We start from the raw sequence: 18762 nt of genomic DNA, 5'->3' as shown, positions 1-18762 counted from the left end.
AATCTTTGCCCGGCGGGCAAAAAACTTGCTTTGGGCTGGTGCGCGTTGCGCTGTGGCGCTGCTGGTGCACAGTTCATGCGTTATTTGAGGGCCTTGATGGCCCAGGTTGTTGTTCATGTCCGTACGTTTTTTTTCCGGCATTTTGGCAATGGGCCTGGCTGCCTGGCTGGCTGGCTGCGCCGCCCCCAAGCCGGCGCCGGCGCCGGTGGTGCCGGCCCAATCTGGCGCGCAGGCCCAGCCCAGTGCGCTGCCAGTGCTGATGCCCCACCCCATAGGCCCCAGCGTGCATCGCCCTGGCGCATTGTGGACGCCGGTGCCATGGGGCGATTTGCCCGGTTTTGAGCAGGATGCGCTGGAGCAGGCCTGGGCGGCTTGGCTGCACAGCTGCAGCGTGCCCGCGCCCAGTTGGCGCCAGGCTTGCAGCGAGGTGCAGGCCTTGCGCACGGCCGACGATGCGCTGCGCCGCGCCTGGATGCGGCGCAGCCTGCAGCCCTACTTGGTGCGCACGCCCGATGGCCGCGATCGGGGCATGCTCACGGCTTATTACGAGCCTGTGATGCGCGCGCGGCGCATGGCCGGCGGTGGCTTTGGCGTGCCGCTGTATGCCTTGCCCTCGGGCTATGCCAACCAAGGGCCGTGGTTCAGTCGCCAGCAGATCGAGACGGGCCATCCGGGCGCGGCCACGGCCCTGGCCGGTCGCGAAATCGCCTGGTTGGAAGACCCGGTGGATGCGCTGGTGCTGCACATCCAGGGCTCGGGCCGTTTGATCCTGCAGGAGCCCGATGGCGCCATCCGCCATGTGCGGCTGGCCTATGCGGGCACGAACAACCATCCGTACAAGAGCGTGGGCCGCTGGCTGCTCGAGCGTCGCCTGATCAGCGATGCCAGCTGGCCGGGCATCAAGGCCTGGGTGCAGGCCAACCCGCATCGGGTGCAGGAGATGCTCTGGAGCAACCCGCGCTACGTGTTTTTCAAGGAAGAGCCGCTGCCGCCCGAGGCGCAGGAGCTGGGCCCGCGTGGCGCCCAGGGCGTGCCGTTGACGCCGGGGCGCTCCATCGCTGTGGACAAGCGCAGCATTCCTTATGGCACGCCGGTTTGGCTGATGACGGCCGGGCCGGTGCTCAACGAAAAGCGCCTGGTGCTGGCGCAGGATACGGGCAGCGCCATCGTCGGTGCGGTGCGCGCCGATTATTTCGCTGGCCGGGGCCCCGAGGCCGGTGAGCTGGCCGGGCGCGTCAAGCAGGATCTTTACCTGTGGGCGCTGTGGCCCAAGGGCGTGCCTTTGCCGTGAAGGCCGCTGCGCGCGCCTGTACAGAATCCGCGTGTGGCCGTGCGCTTTCGGTTGGCGCCGGAGCGCGTGAACAGGCGCTCATGTGGGCTGTGGGCAGCAGGCGGCTGCCTCGGACTGCAGCCATTGCCGCAATTGCAGGCAGGCCGTGCTGGCCTCTGCCCAGGGCACGCGGCTGAGCAGGTGGTAGCTGGAGCCATCGCGAACAAACCCTTGCGGTGCATGCAATTGCCCGCTGGCCAGCGCGTCGTGCACCATCAGCACCGAGGCCATGGCCACCCCCAGGCCTGCTGCAGCGGCCTGGATGCTCAGATAAAAGTGTTCATAGTGCTGCGCCTGGCCCGCTTGGTCTGCTGGATTTGAGGCCTGGCGCAGCGCGCGGCGCGTGCTGGGTGTCGTCCCTGATGCTGTTGGTGCTGCCTTTGCCGCGTGGCTGCCGCTGGTGTGCAGACGCTGCCAGGCGGCCCAGGCATCGGGGCGCGTGGCCGTGTGCAGGCGCCGCGCCTGGGCCAGGCCGCCGCGGCAGACCGGGCCAATCCATTCATCGCAGATCTTGCTGGCATGCACGCTGGCGCTGTCCCACGCGAAGTCGTTGCGACGCAGCGCCAGATCGACTCCGCTGCGCTGCAGGTCAATGGGCCCGCCTGCGGCCAGCAAATGCAGCGAGATGTGCGGGTATCGGCGCTGAAACGAGGGCAGCCTGGGGATGAGCCAGTTCATGGCCAGCGTGGGCTCGCAGGAGAGCGCCAGGCGCTGGCTGTCCGGGCGCTGCCGCAGCTGCTGCAAGGCGCCATCCAGTTGCGCGAATGCCGCTGAGGTCGTGGCATGCAACAAGCGCCCCTGGGCGGTGAGAAACACGGCCCGGTTGCGCCGCTCGAACAGTGCCACGCCCAGGGCCTGCTCCAGCTGGCGGATCTGCCGGCTGACGGCGCTGTGGGTGACGTGCAGCCGCTGGGCGGCCTGGGCAAAGCTGCCGGTCTGCGCGGCAGCATCGAAATAGCGCAGCGCCGCCAGAGGGATGCGCGAGAGCGGGGAGTCTGCAGGGCCAAGCACGATGAAAATGCACGGATCAAGGGGCGTAAAAATCGCTTTTCCTCCGCGCTCGGGCTGCAGATACTGCGCGCCTTCGTATCACTGGAGGAATCGCAATGCAGGCAAGCATGAGAGCCTGTTCACAGTCTCGGCCCAATGGGCAAAAAGAGCGGATTGGGGCGCTGCCCGGGCGGCGATTGTGCCAGCCGCCGCACGCCGCGCCGCGCTGCGGCGGGCAGGGGGCGAGCCATGCATGAATGGTTGGCCGTGATTGGCATCACGGTGCTGGCGGTGATCAGCCCGGGGCCGGACTTCGCCATGATTGCGCGCACCAGCTACCTCTTCGGCCCGCGCACTGGCGTGATCGGGGCGCTGGGCATTGGCGCTGGCGTGCAGGTGCACGTGTGTTACACGGTGTTGGGCGTGGCGCTGCTGGTGCTGCGCTCGCCCTGGCTGTTTGCATTGCTGAAGCTGCTGGGCGCGGCCTATCTGGTGTTCATGGGGCTGCAGGCGCTGCGCAGCAGTTGGCGCGCTGCGGCACCAGCACAGGCGGCCGAGGAGCAGCGCCAGGCCCCAGCCGATCAGGCGCTGAGCGCTGTCGCAGCGTGGCGCATGGGCTTTTTCACCAACGCCCTCAACCCCAAGACCATGCTGTTCGTCGTGGCGGTCTATACCCAGGTGGTGCATGCCGATACGCCGCTGGCGCGCAGCCTGGGCTATGGGCTGTTCATGTCGCTGGCGCACATCGTCTGGTTCAGCGTGGTGGCGCTGTTTTTCTCCGCCCCAGCCATGCGCCGCGCGCTGCTGGCGCGCCAGCGCTGGGTCGATGGCGTGATCGGCGCGCTGCTGTTGCTGCTGGGCGTTTCGCTGCTGTTCGTGGCGCGTGGCCAGCCGGGTTAGCGCAGCCAGCCGATCGCTACAGCCGCCCGTAGCTGTGCAGCCCGCCCATGAGCAGGTTTTCACTGGGTCAATACAAGCAGCTGGGCATTGAGTACCGCCTGAGCAGGCCCAGAACGCCTCAGACCAACGGGATGGTGGACGCATCTCGGATGTATTCAGGAGCACCGCTTCACCGATGGACAGGACATGCTCCAGTCGGTTGAGCGCTATGTGCATCGAACAACCACCAGCTGCCGCGTCGGCGTTGCATTCAAGAGCCACCCATGTAGGCCATAAAGGCTTGGTACAGTGAAGAGCCTGAGCTGTTTCACAGGCAACCCAGAGCATCCAAGAGTCCGGGATACGACAACTATCGAGTTTGGGTTAACCCGAGCCTGATTGTGCTGTTTGCAGGCAACACTTTTACCAGTCACGTATGGGATGCATACCACAATCTTTCTCTTGTGGCGCGACGCCAGGCTGACTACATCGAGTCACCGTAACCCTTTCCCATTGGAGCTTGACAAGTTCAAAGAGATGTGCGGATCGACGGATGCGAGAGCTTCAAGCTGGTGGCAGACCGTTAAAAAGCATGCGCTGAGGTGCAAGCAGCGCAGATTGTCAAGGTTGCGTTTCTGTCAAAAGATGACCAAATCAAATTTGCGAATAATTATTTTAGGCCAGGAGAGCTAGGGCTACAGTGGAGAGAAAAAGAATCCCCACAACGAAAAATTTTTGTTTTACATTTTTTTCTCCAATTAGAATTGCGGAAAGCAGAAATCCAATAACTAGGCTGATTCTGCGAAAAACTGATAAATAGGTGACGTTGGAGTTTGGGTCATTAATTGCTAAAAAGTATATCCACTCTGCAGCTACCCATGACAAGCCAACGAGTGGAATCCAAAAAGACCATTTAGGATTATAAATTTCCGGGTTATTATGGCCGGCCCATACAAGAAGCAGTCCCGACAAAAGAAGGCGGTGAATAGCAGACCATGCTTGAACGGTTACTGATGATATTCCAAGTTCATGGATAATAAATTTGTCATATACTGTCGTCATTGCAGAGAGTATTGTGGCCAGAAGCATCATCAACACAGGCCCAGAACGCATTATTCGAATGCCCTCAGCTTGGCCAAGCTGCGAAAGAAAAAAGTAGGCTGCAATAGTAATTGAGATAATAGAAAGCTGAAAAATCGTCAAGAATTCTTGAAAGACGATTGCTCCACCTATCATTGTCCATAAGGGGCCTGAGGCGCGCATCGCTCCTGAAAAAGACATTGGCAGCTCACGTACAGAATAGTAAGCGAGTAGCCAACTACCCGTCATCATGATTCCTTTTAGAAGAATTATTATTTGATCATTTATGCTGGTGTCAGATAATAGGATATGGAATTTTGTTCCTTCAGTAATTGGTAAAAATGCGACTAGCCAAGCTAGCGCGCCGAATAGTGACGACCAAAAAACGATCGTTATTACCATATTTCCGGTCATTGCTTTCTTTGTCCAATAATCGTACAGACCAAGAACCACGCCGGCGAGAATGCCAAAACCTATCCAATTCACGATGTCAAACGAGAAAAAGCATCTATATTTTCTTGTAGATGCATAGGAGATCCTGTTCCTGTTAATATGACGCTTCCTGTAGGGAGGGGTGAATTCAATATGAATGCGAAGGCTCTTTTAATTTGATCGGGGGCGGCTAATTGCCCCATGGCAAGCGGGCGATTTATCAATGCCTTCATATTGTTCTTGGCGAGTTTATGGAAGATGTTTGAGAATATGATATTGTTTGCGTTAAAAGGAAATTGAAGCCATTCGAATAATCCAGTCTGAATGGCTAGTTCTGCAGTTGGCAAATCTGAAACGGAAGCTCCAAACGATGAAATTCCAAGGTCTTTTGCATATTGTATAGATTTTAATAAATCCGTTGAGCGTAGAACTTCAGGATTGGTTTTGTGAATTTGCAGGACGTCAATTTTCGTTAGTCGTTCCAAACTCAAGTCGATGCTGCGGCGCATTTTATCTGCTTTGTGACAGACCTGAGTTGTCCGGTTTTCAGATTGCCATAGTTCACCAACTTTGGTTAAAATGATAATCTGATTACGCTCTTTCTTGGGAAGCTCTGATAGAAATGTGCCGAGAATCTTCTCACTATCTCCATAAGCAGGAGCTGTATCGAAATAGCGAATATTCGATGCTATGGCTCTCTGTAGAAGCCGTAGCGCTACCTCATGTGGTGGTGGAGGTGCATTGCGTACCCCCCAATGACGGCCTATAGAGAGTAACCCAAGCCCTAACTCTATGCTTGTCGGACTCATGCTGTGTTTGGGTGGTAGAAAAGTTGAGATTTCATTGAGGCGGCTTCGAAATCGCCTTGGGCAAAGATTACATGCCCCTTGGGGACGAATAAATTGCGTGCATAACCCTGGCCTTTCAGCACACCAGCACGTTGATCTGGCCTTTTGTCATTAAAAGATCCTCCTGCCTCAAGATAACAGTTGTCGACGGTAATGGCTCCGAGTATTTGTGAACCATTTCCAAGCTGACTCTCTCCAAAGACGGATACACCGCCAAGATAGCGGCCATGGCATCCAATAGTGATATGCGATTTTGCTCGATTCGTTTTAGCAACAAATCCACCTTCACCAAACTGATTGCCGTCCCCAATGATGATGTCGCCATAAGTGGCAGATATTGATGTGCCTGGATAGAATATATTTTTCTCTCCTACTTTAAACACGGCATCCCCTTCGAGTAAGAGGCATGTAGAAGGGTAGATCACATTGCCACTTCCTATGGAAATCCCCTTAGATATCAGGGTGGAGAATGGGTCATAAATTGTGTTATGAGATGATAAGGCTATAATTTCATCAAATGAAAGCAAACCAGAAGCTATCCGCGCCTTATCCAGTATATGGAGATTAATAGCCATCATGAAACTCCTATGCTAGGGTGTGGTTTGGGAGTAATTATCACAAGGCCTCGGAGATATTTGGTTATCATCTATTTCATGATGAATCATAGAAACCAAAACATCAGTTAAATACGGTGTTTCTGTGAGCTTTCCGGGTAATGCGATGATATGACCTGGAATTGGCTCTTGAATCGCTACATTTAAAGATCGAGCGGTATTTTCATGATCGAGAAGGTCAACTTTGACGCAGGATATATCCATTGATGATGGGTCGTTCCAACTTGGGAAAATGCGGCTGATTCCTTGGCGCAAATTTTTTGCCCTACTAAGAATAACATCGTAGCTAGGACTTTCGCAGAGAATTGCGTCCTCGTTGAATCCTATGACGGAAAATTCGCCATGGTGCATCATTGCTGCTTCTTGTGGGTCAAGATAAAAAATGCCCATTGGAGCAAGTCGCCTAGTAACTACTAGATGACTTTTCCAATAACGCATTGGTATCTCGAAATTATGAAGTTTGGAATATATAGACTTGGTTCCTGCGCCTGTTGTATAAATGATACGCTGACCGCTTAAAGATAGGCGTTCTCCGAAGGGGTCTTCTACGTCAAGAGTTAATCCCTCGCTTCGAACTATTGTATGGTTTATAAGAAATTTGCAACCTATGGCCTTAGCCATTGAGAATAGCTTTCTATAAAGAAGTCTGGTATTAATCGAAACATCTTTCACCTCGAATAAGGCAGCGGCTCTGGAAAAGTCTCCGCTTGGTACAAGATGTGTTGCTTTTTCTGAAGATATTTGCTTGAAAGCGACGTCAGCTTCTTCCCAGCGGCTGATTACATCATTTAAGCGATTTCCATCCCTGAGTAAAGCTATAGGATTTTTATCAGCATCTTCAATGGCCTCTGGAGCAAACCTTCTCAATTGCTCGTGTCCGTATATACAGCGCTGAGCAACCTGTAACGCATTTATCCGATCGCGAATTGATATTGCGTGATAAGAGCCTCTATGTAACCATCCTTCATTTCGTGTGGATGGGCCTGATGCAAGTAAAGACTTTTGTTCTAACACAACAACAGAAAGGCCAAGTTGACTCAATTTAAGAGCTGCCATCAACCCAGCCGCTCCAGCCCCTACGATGATGATGTCATATTTTTTGGTCATTTTTCTCAATAAACGCCGTTGAAATAAATGGAGCAATGAGCATGTCATCGCAGAAAGAAAAACTGTTGCGCATAATTGATGTCTAGATAAGTTTTTCTAGGAAATTTATCACTCTGTGTTGACGTGCCCAGACAGGTGGCGAGTGCTTTCTTTATTTTTAATAAAGTCCCGACCGTAGTACATAGGTCAAATATTATGCTGGCAAAAGCACTTGCCCATAAACCAACTCGTTATGTGGCAGATGACCTAGATGGTTCAATGGAGTCAAGATCATATGTCAAAGTCAACAGGAAGCCAAAGACACTTTCTTGTGGATAAGATGCCCAGAACTCGATGAAGAATGAAGGTCTGAGCGAACAACGCTGCAATTATCCACAAATAGGAGTCTCACTGTGACAAATCCCCTTCGATTTATTCACAAAGTCGCTTCCTCTCGTGACAGATGGCCTATGCCTCGGCCTTATTCGCGGGGGCGTGCCCGCCCCCTGTCCGCCGTTACGCGGCTCGAACTCGACCTCCTGGGAGAGAGCAGGCCCTTTCCCCACCGCCTTGGGGGGGCGCCTGGCGGCATTACTTGCTCAGTTAGTGCTGGCCTGGGCAGAGGCCAGCCCAGAAAGAGTTTTGGGTTGCTGGTTGCGGCCCTGGCGGGCCTGAGGCTGCCGCGGTGTCAGTGCATGGCTTACTGTGGTGCCACTTGATAAAGGCTAGCCCTGCCCCGGTTGCTTTCGGGTTTTGTGGAATGTATGACAGCTTCAGTCAGCCCAAAGGGGGTGTCGCCTGTTCGGCGCTCGTCCTGCGGACTGCGCTCCGCGTGTGGTCTCCATGCCGAAAACCCTTTGTGTCGGCTGTCCCCGCCGTCCTGATCGTCCACCCCGAAAGCACTCACCGGAGCAGGTCTCTCAAGGCCCTCAACAAGTACCATCATAGAAAGGAGCTTCCTATGTGGCGCACATCGTCTGGTTCAGCGTGGTGGCGCTGTTTTTCTCCGCCCCAGCCATGCGCCGCGCGCTGCTGGCGCGCCAGCGCTGGGTCGATGGCGTGATCGGCGCACTGCTGTTGCTGCTGGGGGTGTCGCTGCTGTTCGTGGCGCGCGGTCAGCCGGGGTAGCGCCGCCTGCTGATCGCTACAGCCGCCCGTAGCTGTGCAGCCCGCCCATGAGCAGGTTGACGCCCAGAAAGGCAAAGCCCGTCAGCGCCAGGCTCAGCAGCGCCCACCAGGCCAGCCAGGGGCCGCGCCAGCCTTTGAGCATGCGGCTGTGCAGCCAGCTGGCGTAGTTGAGCCAGACAATCAGCGCCCAGGTTTCCTTGGGGTCCCAGCTCCAGTAGCGCCCCCAGGCCTGGTCGGCCCAGATCGCGCCCAGCACAGTGGCCAGCGTGAAGAAAGCAAAGCCCAAGGCAATGCTTTGATAGAGCAAAGTGTCCAGCAAGGCCAGGCTGGGCAGGCGCTGCGCCACGGGGCCGCGCAAGGCCATGATGGCGCTGGCCGGCACGATGGCCAAGCCCAGGCACAGCAGCCAGAAGTGGGGCTGGTCAAAGCCCATGGAGCGCATACTGCCCAGCAGCAGTGGCACCAGGCACAGGGCCATGCCCAGCAGCCACAGCAACGCTTGCGCCGCAGAGCTGGGGCGCTGCTGGGCATGGTGTTTGAGCAGCCAGGCAAAAGCCAGCGCAGCGGCCAGCGTGAAGCAGCCGTAGCCGATGAAGTTGGCGGGCACGTGCAAGGCCATCCAATGGCTTTGCAGGGCCGGCACCAGCGGGCCGATGGCATGGCCTTGGTGGGTCGCTCCATGCCACAACATTAGGCCGGCGGCAGCGCAGACCAGGCTCAGCGCCAGGGCCCCGATTTGGCGCAGGCTGCCATAGCGGCTTTCGCCATAGAGGTACAGCGCCGTGGTCAGCCAGCAAAACAGCAGCAGTACGTCATAGAGGTTGGCGATGGGCAGATGGCCCATGCCGGGGCCCAGCCCGTGGCTTTCATGCCAGCGCAGCAGGCTGGCGCTCATGCCCAGGGCGCACGCCCCCCAGGCCAGGCGCGAGCCCCAGCGCTGCAGGGCGGCGTTGCCGCGCCGCGCCCACAGGGCCAGCCAGTGCAGCAGCGTGGCCAGGCCCAGCAGCAGGCACATGCCGGCCACGTAGCGCTGGTTGCCCGCCAGTTGGTGCAGCAGCGGATCGTCGCTGCCCAGCAAGGCCATGGCTGGCAGAACCAGTACGGCCACGGCCAGCGCCAAGGCCTGCAAGCTGCGCCAGTGCTGGCCCAGGGCAAAGACCAGCACTGCCAGTCCCAGCAGCAGGGCGTGCCCGGCCAGCGCCATCTGGCGGCCGTGCTGCAGCCAGATGACCGCGCAGGCAGCGCCCACGCACAGCGCGAACAGGGCGCTGCGCCAGCGGGCCTGTGCCATCGGCCTGGATGGGCGATTGGGGGTGGGATCGGCAGGGGTCATTCGGGTTCGGTCGTGGTCGGGCCGGCAGAGGCTTGCAGCAGCAGGCGGCGCAGCTGGTCGAAGTCCTGCCCGGTGCGTGGGCCGGCGCGCGGGCAGCTCAGGCCCAGAGTAGCCTGGCTGCGCCCTGCAGGCGCGGCCTGCAGCCAGACCCACAGCCGCCGCTCGTGCACAAACAGCAGCAGCCCCAGGCCCAGCACCAGCAGCAGGCAGCCGGCGTAGACCAGGCCGCGGCCTGGCGCCTGGCTCACCTGCAGGATGGTGGCGTATTGGGGCGTGAAATCCTCCAGCATGAAAAACAGCGGCGCGGGGTAGTCCTGAGCGGCGTCCAAAGCCAGTATGGCGCTGCGCAGAAAGGCGTCGGTATAGGCGCTGTCAGGCGGCATGGGCGGCAGCCCTGCGGCCTGGCGTTGCTGCTGCAGCATGCTCAACAGCAGTTGCGACAGCAGTTGCAGCAGGCCCTGGCTGGCAGCCTCTTGCTGCGCTGGCCCAGTCTGGCGCTGCGTCAGCTGGGCCAGTGCGGTCAGGCCGGCCACGCTGGCCGCGCCGTCAGCGCTTTGCCCGGCAAACAAGGCCAGCACATGACTGGCTGAGCGCTGCAGCTCAGCGCGCGTCTGGGCGTTGGCCTGTTGGGGCAGGTGGTGCTGGGCATGGCGCTGCGCGGCGCGCTGGCGCTGCTCGGGATCGTGCAGGCCGTGCAACAGACCCAGGATGCTGTCCAGGCCGCCCAGCTCGTCCTGTGGCAGGCGCAGGTAGGCAAAGGGCTGATCTGGAGCGCGGCGCACGCCCAGCAGATACACCGGCACGCCATCGTCCAGCTCAAGGGCCTGCATGGTGTTGCGGCCTTCAATGGCCTGACCTGCCGCATTGCGCAGGCGGTATTGGATGGCCGGGCCGGGTGGCGGCGTCTGGGGCTGGTTCGGCTCGTCCTCCAGGCCAGTGTGCAGCCGCAGTTGCTCCAGGCGGTGGCCAGCCAGCCCAGGCCAGGCTGGCAGCGCCAGGGCATCGCCGCTGTGGGCGCTGAGCGGGGCGGCGGGCACGGGCCGTTGCAGGCCCAGCGGGCGCAGGCGCAGCTCGGAGCGGTGTTCTTCAAAGCCGGTCTGGTAGACGTCGATGCCTTGCAGGCGCAAGGGCTGGTTCACGGCAATGCGATGTTGGCTGCTGGCCGCGCTGCCTGGCCGGTGGATGCGCACCAGGCTGCTGAACATGCTCGGCTGGCCGTTGGCATGGCGTGCGATCTCGAAATGCTCCAGCTCAATGGCAAAGGGCAGTTGCTGCACGAAATAACCGGCGGCCTGCCTTTCGAGCAGGGCCAGCGCGCTGCGCTCGCCCTCGGCCAGGCGCAGATGGCCGCGAAACGCATGGCTGGCGGCGGGCAGGCGGTGCGGGCTGGCAATGGCCTGCAGCTGCTCGGGCTGCAGGCCTACCGGGCCGGGCCAAGGGCTTTGGCCTTGCCGCCAGGCGTGGGTGCGCAGCGCCAGGCTGCTGTCCTGCAGCGCGCCCAGGCAGATCAGCACGATGGCGCAATGTGTGGCCAGGTAACCCAACCGGTGGCCTGCAGCGCCCTGCTTGGCTGCCAGCAGCCAGTAGTCGGTTTCGGCCGGGGCCTCGGCCTGATGTGGGTGTGGCTGGGCTGGGCGCTGTTGCACTTGCACCTGCCAGCCGCGCTGGCGCAGGCTGTTGCGCATGTGCTGTGCCAGATCGCTGGGATGGCCGGCGCACATGGCTTGGGCGCTCCAGGGCAGGCTGCGCAGTTGTTGCGGACGCAGCGGCAATCGGTAGTCGCCCATGGCGGCCAGGTAAGGGCGGGCATTGCGCAGCACGCAGGCGCTGGTGCTGAGCAGCAGCAGGCCCAGCAAGCCCATGAACCACCAGGCGCCGTACACGTCGTGCAATTGCAGGCGCATCAGCAGCGTCCCCCAGAAGGGGCCCCAGCTGTGCAGGTAGTGTTCTGCCGATTCGCGTTGCGGCAGCAGCGTGCCCAGCAGTGCGGCCAGGCCGATGAAGGGCAGCAGTGCAACGGCAAAGCGCATCGAGGTCAGCTCGGCCCAAAGACGTTGGCGCAGCGTGCGCAGGCGCTGTGGCAGCCACCTGTCCAGCAAGGCAGCGATGCCGATCAATGGCAGCAGCACCGCGCCCAGCAGCAGCCAGGCCAGCACTTGCAGCAGCGGCGCAAGCCTGGGACGTGGCGTGGCGGGAGGCGGGGAAGGCAGGGGGGCAGGGAGCGTTGGCATGGCTGGCCAGTCAGAGCGCGCGATGCAGTCTGCGCCCTTGCCGGGGAGCAGACTGCATACACAATTAATAGTGTATCGGCGCGCTGCTGGCAGGGCATACTGCGCCACCATGACTTCTGATTCCATGCATTCTTCTGATTGCAGCGCGCGGCCTTCCAGCGAGGGCGAAGCCGCTGCCCAGCAGGCTTTGCGCTGGTGGCATACGGCGCGTTTTCTGAGCACGGCCGCGCAGCTCAATCAGCTGCCGCAAACGGGCTTGCCGGAGGTGGCCTTCGTTGGGCGCTCCAATGCGGGCAAGTCCACCTGCATCAATACCTTGACGCAGCAGCGTCAATTGGCGTTTGCCTCCAAGACGCCGGGCCGTACCCAGCACATCAACTTGTTCGTGCTGGGCCCCAAGCAAAGCCCGCAGGCGGTGCTGGCCGATTTGCCCGGCTATGGCTATGCCGCTGTGCCGCAGCAGGACAAGCTGCGCTGGCAGCGCGTCATGGCCAATTACCTGCTCAGCCGCGATACGTTGCGCGCGGTGGTGCTGTTATGCGATGCGCGCCTGGGCCTGACGGAGCTCGACGAGGCATTGCTGGAGATGCTGCGCCCGCGCGTAGAGCAAGGTCTGGACTTTCTCATCTTGCTGACCAAGGCCGACAAGCTCAACCGCGCCGAGCAGCAAAAAGCCCTGCAAATCATGCGGCTGAATGCGGGCGGCGGGCAGGTGCAGCTGTTTTCGGCCTTGAAAAAGCAAGGCGTTGGAGCCACGGCGGCGCTGTTAAAGCAATGGCTGTTGGCCGGGCCAGCATCGCCTGGGCAGGAGGCGCCGCCATCGCCTTGATGCGCTGGGGGCAGGAATGCTGCGCACATTCGCAGCGCAATGCTGGGCGCAGGCGCGCCCAAGCCTTGGATGGCTGTTCTTCCTTTATCCTTGCGGGCTCTCTAGATTCTTTTTGTGATGGCAGCGTATATGTTGTTTGCTTCCCCTTTGAAGGCGGGTGCGGCTCGGCGCCCGTGCCGTGTTGTGTGGCTGGGCGCCCTATGCCTGGGCGCTGGTCTGGCGCATGCACAGCAGCAATCGGCCCCGGCGGGTGCGCCTGCTTTGCAGGATGGGCGCCGCATTGCCTGGTTGGATGGCGCGCGCGATTACACCTATCGCGCCTCGCACTGGCTGGCGCACACCGTCGATGGCTGGTTTGGCGACGAGCCGTTTGAAAACAGCGGCAAGGTCTCGGGCTACGTGCGCATCAATACATTGTGGGAGCAACACGCTGGCACGCAGGCCAATGTGCGTTTTCGGCTGCGCGCCGATCTGCCCAATCTGGAGCGGCGCGCCTACGCCTTCTTCGGCCAGGACAACCGTGATGAAGTGGTGAGCGACGTGCCTGCGGGCTTCACGCGCGAGGAGTTGCTGCTGCGTGAAAACCGCCGCGATGACCAGTCGTTCTTCGCCGGCCTGGGCTATGGCTTCATGGACGATGTGGACTTCCGCATTGGCTTTCGTGGCGGCCTGAATCCCTATGCCCAGGTGCGCTACAAGACGCAATGGGCCTTGTCGCCGCGCGATGTGGTGTATTTCCGCGAAAGCCTGTACTGGTCTTCCGAGGACAGCCTGGGCTCGACCACCGTGCTCGATTATGAGCACGCCTTGAGCCCTAGCCTGATGCTGCGCTGGGGCAATGTGGGCAAGATCACGCGCCGCAGCGATGGTTTTGAGTGGCAAAGCTCCGTGGGCTTGATCAAGGAGTTGCCCGGCATTCGCACCGCCAGTGTCGAGGCTTTGCTGCAAGGGCGCACCAGCTCGGTCAAGCTCTCGAACTATGGTGTCAGAACATCATGGCGCCAGCCCATCTACAAGGATTGGCTGTTTGGCAAGGTCACGCTGGGGCATTTCTGGCCCAAGGAGGAAAAACACTCGCGCGAGCGCTCCTGGGCGATTGGCGCCAGCGTGGAAATGCATTTTTGATGCGCACTTCGGGCACTGCGCATGGCCGCATGCCTGAAAACGAAAAACGCTGCCCAATGGCAGCGTTTTTCGTTGGGCAGCGCCCTATGGGATGCCTTTGGATGCCGGGCGTGGCCTTCAGGACGATGCGGCGATGGACTGGATCTCGCCGCTGATGTTGGCGCCTTCCTCGACCACCAGCTTGCCGTAGCGGATCTTGCCGGTGACCTTGCCCGTGGCGAAGACCGTGAGCTTGTTGCGCACAGTCAGGTCGCCGTCGAAGGTGCCGCGGATTTCGGCCACGTCGATGTTGGCTGTGCCATTGAAGGAGCCCTGCTCGGAGATCTGGATGAGCTTGGAGTCCAGCGTGGCTTCGACCACGCCGTCGATGAACAGCACATCACAGTCGGTGATTTCCACACCCTTGAGCTTGATGTTGGGGCCCACCGTCAGCTTGCTTTCCTTGGCATCGCCTGCGCTGTCCTGGTTTTCGCTGCTGGCAAAGGACGGGGGCGCCCCCACGGCTGGGCTGGCGCCGCCAGGAGCGCTGCCGAAAAAGCCTGCCGGGCGCGCGGCCGGTGTTGCTGCAGGGGCGCTGGCAGCTGGCGCTGCAGGCGTGCTGGCGGGGGTTTCGGTCTTGCTGGAGTCGCTGTTGCGTTTGCCGAAGAAGCTCGATTGGGCCATGGTGGAATTCCTGTCAGTGGTGAAAAAGTGGCTACGATGCAGAATTTACGTGAAATCCGAAATACAACTTGTTGGCATTGAGGGCGCACGGGGCCATTTTTCGTTTTTTTTCACGATTTTCACGTGGCAACACCTGTCGTGCATTGCAGTGGGGGACTCTCGCGGGGGGGGGGCGAGAAGTGCATAACACGCCCTAAGGGTTCAGGCCGCGCTCTGTGTTGGGCGCAGCAAAAAAGGCACACCCGGCGATGTGGACGAAACAAAAAGGGCTCTGCGTCTGTTGCCCCTGATACAAATGAATACAATCGGGCCCAACGACGAGGCGGCCCATCATGGGTCGCCAGCGCCTGTGCTCGTGCCGCAGCGGAATGTTGTGGCCTGTGCCGGCCTTTTCTAAAAGACGCAGGGCGCCTCGGAAAAAGGGTGTGCGGCCCCATGTGGGAAGGCGCTTGGACGCAGGCCCGCGAACATGTATTTGAGGCCGGCCAGACGACATACCGCGCGAATCAAGCAGGTATGCGTGCTACGTGCCACAGGCAACAGACAAAACAATGGTGAACCTATGAGCGATCAAGCAAGTGTGACCAAAGTGCTGGTGGTCGATGACAGCAACACGATTCGACGCAGCGCCGAGATTTTCCTCAAGCAGGGCGGCCATGAAGTGCTGTTGGCCGAAGATGGCTTTGATGCGCTCGCAAAGGTCAACGATTACGAGCCGGATCTGATTTTCTGCGACATCATGATGCCCAAGCTCGACGGCTACCAAACATGCGCCATCATCAAGCGCAACCCCAAATTCACGGCCACGCCCGTCATCATGCTCTCTTCCAAGGACGGCTTTTTCGACAAGGCGCGCGGGCGCATGGTAGGCAGTGAGGACTATCTGACCAAGCCATTCACGAAGGACCAGTTGCTCAAGGCAGTGCGAGATTTCAGCGCCGCAAATTAATCAAAACAAAACAAACAGAACAAGAGGAAGCGATCATGTTGATTCAAAAAGTGCTGGTGGTGGACGACTCGCGCACGGAGCAAGCTTATTTGTCTGATCTGCTGCAAAAGCAGGGCATTGCTGTGCGTACCGCCAGCAATGCCGATGAAGCATTGCAGAAAATGGCCGAGGAGCGTCCCGACCTGATCCTGATGGATGTGGTCATGCCCGGCAAGAACGGCTTTCAACTCACCCGCAGCATCACCAAGGATCCAGCCTACGCCAACTTGCCCATCATTTTGTGCACCAGCAAGGGTCAGAGCACCGACAAGGTCTGGGGCTTGCGCCAGGGTGCGCGGGCCTATCTGGTCAAGCCAGTCGATCCCAAGGAACTGGAAGAGGCCATCGATGCCTTGCGCAAGGAGGTTTCATGAGCGCCGCACAAGAGCAGGTCGGCCAGGATGACTTGCAGGCTCGCTTGGCGCGGCGCTTGCGCCAGGTGGATGCGGGCGAGCGCGCAGTATCGGCTTGGATGGCCGTGCAGATCGGCGGGCGCTTCTTTCTGATTCCGCTCAGCCACGCGTTCGAGATTCTGCCTTGGCAAAGGCCGGCCCCAGTGCCCTATACCAAGCCCTGGTTTCTCGGGGTGATCAACTGGCGCGGCTCCCTGTCCGGGGTGGTGGATGTGGCCTCTTATCTGGACGCCAATGCGGCGCCGCGCAGCGAGCAGGCGCTGGCGGAGTGCATGCTGTTGACACTCAACCCGGTGCTGGAAGTCAACACCGCTTTATTGATTGATCACATGGCTGGTTTGAAAAGCCTGACGGACTTCACATCGGCCTATGCGCCGGCGCCGGGCAGTACCGCTGCCGCCCCATTCCTGGGCAATATTTATGCCGATGCAGAAGGCAGGCATTGGCAGGAGCTGAATCTGCAGCGCCTGGCCCAGGACAGCCAGTTTCTTGCCATTGGCCTTTGAATGAGAGCCTTTGAATCAGGGCCTTTGACCGAGTGCACAGTACAACGACACCATGACCAAACAAACAACGAGCGAGCCTGCCGAGCAGCACACCGCCAATGCGCCCTCAACCGCGTGGAGCTCCACCGTGATGGAAGCGGTCCCCAGCAGTGAGGAGCAGGCTACCAAGGCCCCTGGCAGCGAGGCCGGCGCCGATGGTGCCGCCAAGGGCAAAGACCAGGCCAAGAAAAAGAAATTCACCAGCCCATTGGGCAACCCAACGATTGAGTTGCCTTTGCTGGGCAAGGGCAAGCTTGCGCGCCATCTGCTGTATTCGCGCCTGCTGCTGGGCCTTGGGCTCCTGCTCTTCACGCTGGGCGTTGTGCAAGGGGTCTGGCATTCGCAGCGCGCCGGTTCTTTGTATAGCGCCAGCAGTGACGCCACGGAGCTGACCAGACGCCTGGGCATGGTGTCGTCGCTGGCGCTGACGGGCGAGGCATCGGCCTTGCAAGATGCAGTCAGCAGTGCGCAATCGCTGGCTGACCAGATCAGCACCATGGGCGGTAGCCGGGTTGCCAACAAATACGCTTTTTTCCCGGCCATTGCCCAGCGTGGTGAGCAAATTCGTGCTTCGGCGGAGCTGCTGCAGGAAGGGCGGCCTGTGCTGCGCGCGCGCGATACGGCATTCAACTCGATGGTGAAGCTATCGACCAGCAACCAGGGGGTGCTGCTGCCCGTTGCCCAATCTGGACAAGCGCCGCTGCGCGAGCGTGAATTGGCGCAGCAACTGATGCTGGCGTTGCAGGCGATTTCCGGTACGGCGCATGACGTGCAGGATACCGATGTGCTCGATGCTGGGAATTTTGCCCTGTTGAGCCATAGCCTGATGATGGCCGAGGGCTATGCACAGCAGCTGCGCGCCGTCACAGGCAATGCGCAGCTGGGCAATATCCTGCAGACGCTCAATTACCAGCTGCAAGACAGCCAGACTGCGCTGCAGTCCTTGCAGGAGGCTCTACCGGCGGTGAACTCGGCACGCGATTCGCTGCGCAAGCTTTATCACCAGTCCAACGCGGTGTTGCAACCGCTGGAGATCATCAAGAACAGCCTGGCGGCTGAGGTGGGCTGGCAGTGGTGGCAGATTGCGCTGATCCTGCTTGGGGGGCTGTTGACAGCCCTGGGCGGCTGGACCATGGCCTTGGCCTACATTCGCGCAGGCCGGCGGCGCTTGCTGGATGCGGCCCGTGTGCACGAGGCCACCTTGTTGAGCGAGCAGGATGCCAAGCGTCTGAACGATGCCAACCAGGCGGCGATTTTGCGCCTGATGAATGAGCTGCTGTTGGTGGCCGAGGGCGACTTGACTCAGGAAGCCACAGTGACCGAGGATATCACCGGGGCCATTGCCGACTCGGTGAACTACACCATTGAGGAGCTGCGCCACCTGGTGCAGAACGTGCACCAGTCGGCCGACAAGGTGACCAAGACGACGCTGTCGGTGGATGCCACATCGACCGAGCTGCTGGCCGCTTCCACCGAGCAGCTGCGCGAGATCCGCGAGACTGGGCGCGCCGTGCTGGAGATGGCCCAGCGTATCAACACCATCTCGGGCAATGCGCAAGACTCGGCGCAGGTGGCGTTGCAGTCGCGCAATGCGGCCGAATCGGGCCTGCGCGCCGTGCAGGATTCGATCACTGGCATGAATGCCATCCGGGCGCAGATTCAGGAATCCTCCAAACGCATCAAGCGTCTGGGCGAGTCCTCGCAAGAGATCAGCGAGATCATTGAGCTGATTTCCGACATTACCGAGCAGACCAACGTGCTGGCGCTCAATGCGGCTATTCAGGCGGCCTCGGCCGGAGAGGCCGGGCGCGGCTTCTCGATCGTGGCCGAGGAGGTGCAGCGCCTGGCCGAGCGCTCTGCCGATGCAACGCGCAAGATTGCCGAGCTGGTGCACGCCATCCAGAGCGATACTCAGGATGCGGTGGCGGCCATGGAACGCTCCACGCAAGGGGTGGTCGAGGGGGCCATGCTGGCCGACCGCGCCGGCACCCAGCTGACGGCCATCGACGAGGTTTCGCGCCAGCTCTCCATGAAGGTGGAGGAAATCTCCAGCGCGGCCTTGCAAGAAGCGGCGCTGGCCAACCAGGTGACTGAAAACATCCAGCACATTCTGGCCGTGACGGAGCAGACCAGTGACGGTACGCGCTCCACGGCCCAGCAGGTGCGGGCATTGGCGCATACGGCGCAGGAGCTGCTGCAGTCCATTGCGCGCTTCAAAATTCAATAAACCTTTGCCATATCAGCATGG

At 59.9% G+C, this 18762-nt stretch carries 17 protein-coding genes and 1 pseudogene; 10 read left to right on the top strand and 8 right to left on the bottom strand.

Features of this window, described 5'->3' with window-relative positions:
* Positions 1 to 115: 115 nt before the first annotated feature.
* The gene (gene mltA, locus CK620_RS09295; RefSeq protein ID WP_095550058.1) at positions 116 to 1291 is read left to right on the top strand and encodes a murein transglycosylase A; all 1176 of its coding nucleotides are present in this window, start codon (positions 116 to 118) and stop codon (positions 1289 to 1291) included.
* 78 nt (positions 1292 to 1369) lie between these two features.
* Here mltA and CK620_RS09290 read toward each other — a convergent pair whose 3' ends face one another.
* Positions 1370 to 2341 (bottom strand): LysR family transcriptional regulator, encoded by a 972-nt coding sequence (locus CK620_RS09290; RefSeq protein ID WP_095550057.1) that lies wholly within the window; start codon positions 2339 to 2341, stop codon positions 1370 to 1372.
* Between the two features lie 228 nt (positions 2342 to 2569).
* Between CK620_RS09290 and CK620_RS09285 the strand changes: the two genes are divergently transcribed.
* Complete coding sequence (locus tag CK620_RS09285; RefSeq protein ID WP_095542107.1) at positions 2570 to 3220, top strand: LysE family translocator; 651 nt, start codon at positions 2570 to 2572, stop codon at positions 3218 to 3220.
* A gap of 380 nt (positions 3221 to 3600) precedes the next feature.
* Positions 3601 to 3892 (top strand): annotated as a pseudogene (gene trfA, locus CK620_RS14470) (plasmid replication initiator TrfA).
* Here the strand turns inward: trfA and CK620_RS09280 are convergent.
* The 4 genes from CK620_RS09280 to CK620_RS09265 are packed head-to-tail and all read right to left on the bottom strand — an operon-like array spanning position 3875 to position 7280.
* Positions 3875 to 4765, bottom strand: coding sequence for an EamA family transporter (locus CK620_RS09280; protein WP_143326029.1), 891 nt, complete (start codon positions 4763 to 4765; stop codon positions 3875 to 3877). The pseudogene trfA and the gene CK620_RS09280 sit on opposite strands and share 18 nt — an antisense overlap.
* Positions 4762 to 5520, bottom strand: a complete 759-nt coding sequence (locus CK620_RS09275; protein WP_095542109.1) for an aldo/keto reductase — start codon at positions 5518 to 5520, stop codon at positions 4762 to 4764. The genes CK620_RS09280 and CK620_RS09275 overlap by 4 nt, the downstream gene beginning before the upstream one ends.
* On the bottom strand, positions 5517 to 6137 hold the full coding sequence (locus CK620_RS13850) for a hypothetical protein (protein ID WP_143326027.1): 621 nt from the start codon (positions 6135 to 6137) through the stop codon (positions 5517 to 5519). Before CK620_RS13850 ends, CK620_RS09275 begins: the two co-directional genes overlap by 4 nt.
* A gap of 12 nt (positions 6138 to 6149) precedes the next feature.
* Positions 6150 to 7280, bottom strand: coding sequence for an FAD-dependent oxidoreductase (locus tag CK620_RS09265; protein WP_172425532.1), 1131 nt, complete (start codon positions 7278 to 7280; stop codon positions 6150 to 6152).
* 942 nt (positions 7281 to 8222) lie between these two features.
* Between CK620_RS09265 and CK620_RS09260 the strand changes: the two genes are divergently transcribed.
* Positions 8223 to 8387 carry a LysE family transporter gene (locus tag CK620_RS09260; RefSeq protein ID WP_095542112.1) on the top strand — a complete coding sequence of 55 codons (165 nt, stop codon included), beginning with the start codon at positions 8223 to 8225 and terminating at the stop codon, positions 8385 to 8387.
* A gap of 16 nt (positions 8388 to 8403) precedes the next feature.
* On the opposite strand, the gene ccsB is transcribed toward CK620_RS09260, so the two are convergent.
* Both ccsB and CK620_RS09250 read right to left on the bottom strand, forming a co-directional pair.
* A complete protein-coding gene (gene ccsB / locus CK620_RS09255; protein ID WP_095550055.1) occupies positions 8404 to 9720 on the bottom strand; it encodes a c-type cytochrome biogenesis protein CcsB in 1317 nt (438 codons plus the stop codon).
* Complete coding sequence (locus CK620_RS09250) at positions 9717 to 11951, bottom strand: cytochrome c biogenesis ResB family protein (protein WP_179290616.1); 2235 nt, start codon at positions 11949 to 11951, stop codon at positions 9717 to 9719. The genes ccsB and CK620_RS09250 overlap by 4 nt, the downstream gene beginning before the upstream one ends.
* Positions 11952 to 12075: 124 nt before the next feature.
* Here CK620_RS09250 and yihA point away from each other — a divergent pair, with 124 nt between their 5' ends.
* Positions 12076 to 12780 (top strand): ribosome biogenesis GTP-binding protein YihA/YsxC, encoded by a 705-nt coding sequence (gene yihA / locus CK620_RS09245; protein WP_238944930.1) that lies wholly within the window; start codon positions 12076 to 12078, stop codon positions 12778 to 12780.
* 183 nt (positions 12781 to 12963) lie between these two features.
* The gene (locus tag CK620_RS09240; protein WP_095550053.1) at positions 12964 to 13905 is read left to right on the top strand and encodes a hypothetical protein; all 942 of its coding nucleotides are present in this window, start codon (positions 12964 to 12966) and stop codon (positions 13903 to 13905) included.
* A gap of 117 nt (positions 13906 to 14022) precedes the next feature.
* On the opposite strand, the gene CK620_RS09235 is transcribed toward CK620_RS09240, so the two are convergent.
* Positions 14023 to 14568: a bactofilin family protein gene (locus tag CK620_RS09235; protein WP_095550052.1), complete on the bottom strand. Its 546-nt coding sequence runs from the start codon at positions 14566 to 14568 to the stop codon at positions 14023 to 14025.
* A gap of 562 nt (positions 14569 to 15130) precedes the next feature.
* On the opposite strand from CK620_RS09235, the gene CK620_RS09230 reads away from it, so the two are divergent.
* From CK620_RS09230 to CK620_RS09215, 4 genes are read left to right on the top strand one after another with little or no spacing between them, the layout of a single operon-like run.
* Positions 15131 to 15517, top strand: a complete 387-nt coding sequence (locus CK620_RS09230) for a response regulator (protein WP_095540012.1) — start codon at positions 15131 to 15133, stop codon at positions 15515 to 15517.
* A 35-nt stretch (positions 15518 to 15552) separates the two neighbouring features.
* A complete protein-coding gene (locus tag CK620_RS09225) occupies positions 15553 to 15930 on the top strand; it encodes a response regulator (protein ID WP_095542118.1) in 378 nt (125 codons plus the stop codon).
* Positions 15927 to 16475: a chemotaxis protein CheW gene (locus tag CK620_RS09220; protein ID WP_095550051.1), complete on the top strand. Its 549-nt coding sequence runs from the start codon at positions 15927 to 15929 to the stop codon at positions 16473 to 16475. Before CK620_RS09225 ends, CK620_RS09220 begins: the two co-directional genes overlap by 4 nt.
* A gap of 52 nt (positions 16476 to 16527) precedes the next feature.
* Positions 16528 to 18741, top strand: a complete 2214-nt coding sequence (locus tag CK620_RS09215; RefSeq protein ID WP_095550050.1) for a methyl-accepting chemotaxis protein — start codon at positions 16528 to 16530, stop codon at positions 18739 to 18741.
* The last annotated feature ends 21 nt before the right edge of the window (positions 18742 to 18762 follow it).

Origin of the sequence: Vandammella animalimorsus, assembly GCF_002285285.1 — a bacterium.
Taxonomy (GTDB): Bacteria; Pseudomonadota; Gammaproteobacteria; order Burkholderiales; family Burkholderiaceae_C; genus Lampropedia; species Lampropedia animalimorsus.
The sequence above is the reverse complement of the archived record's forward strand: the minus strand, read 5'-3'. Positions and strand labels throughout refer to the sequence as shown.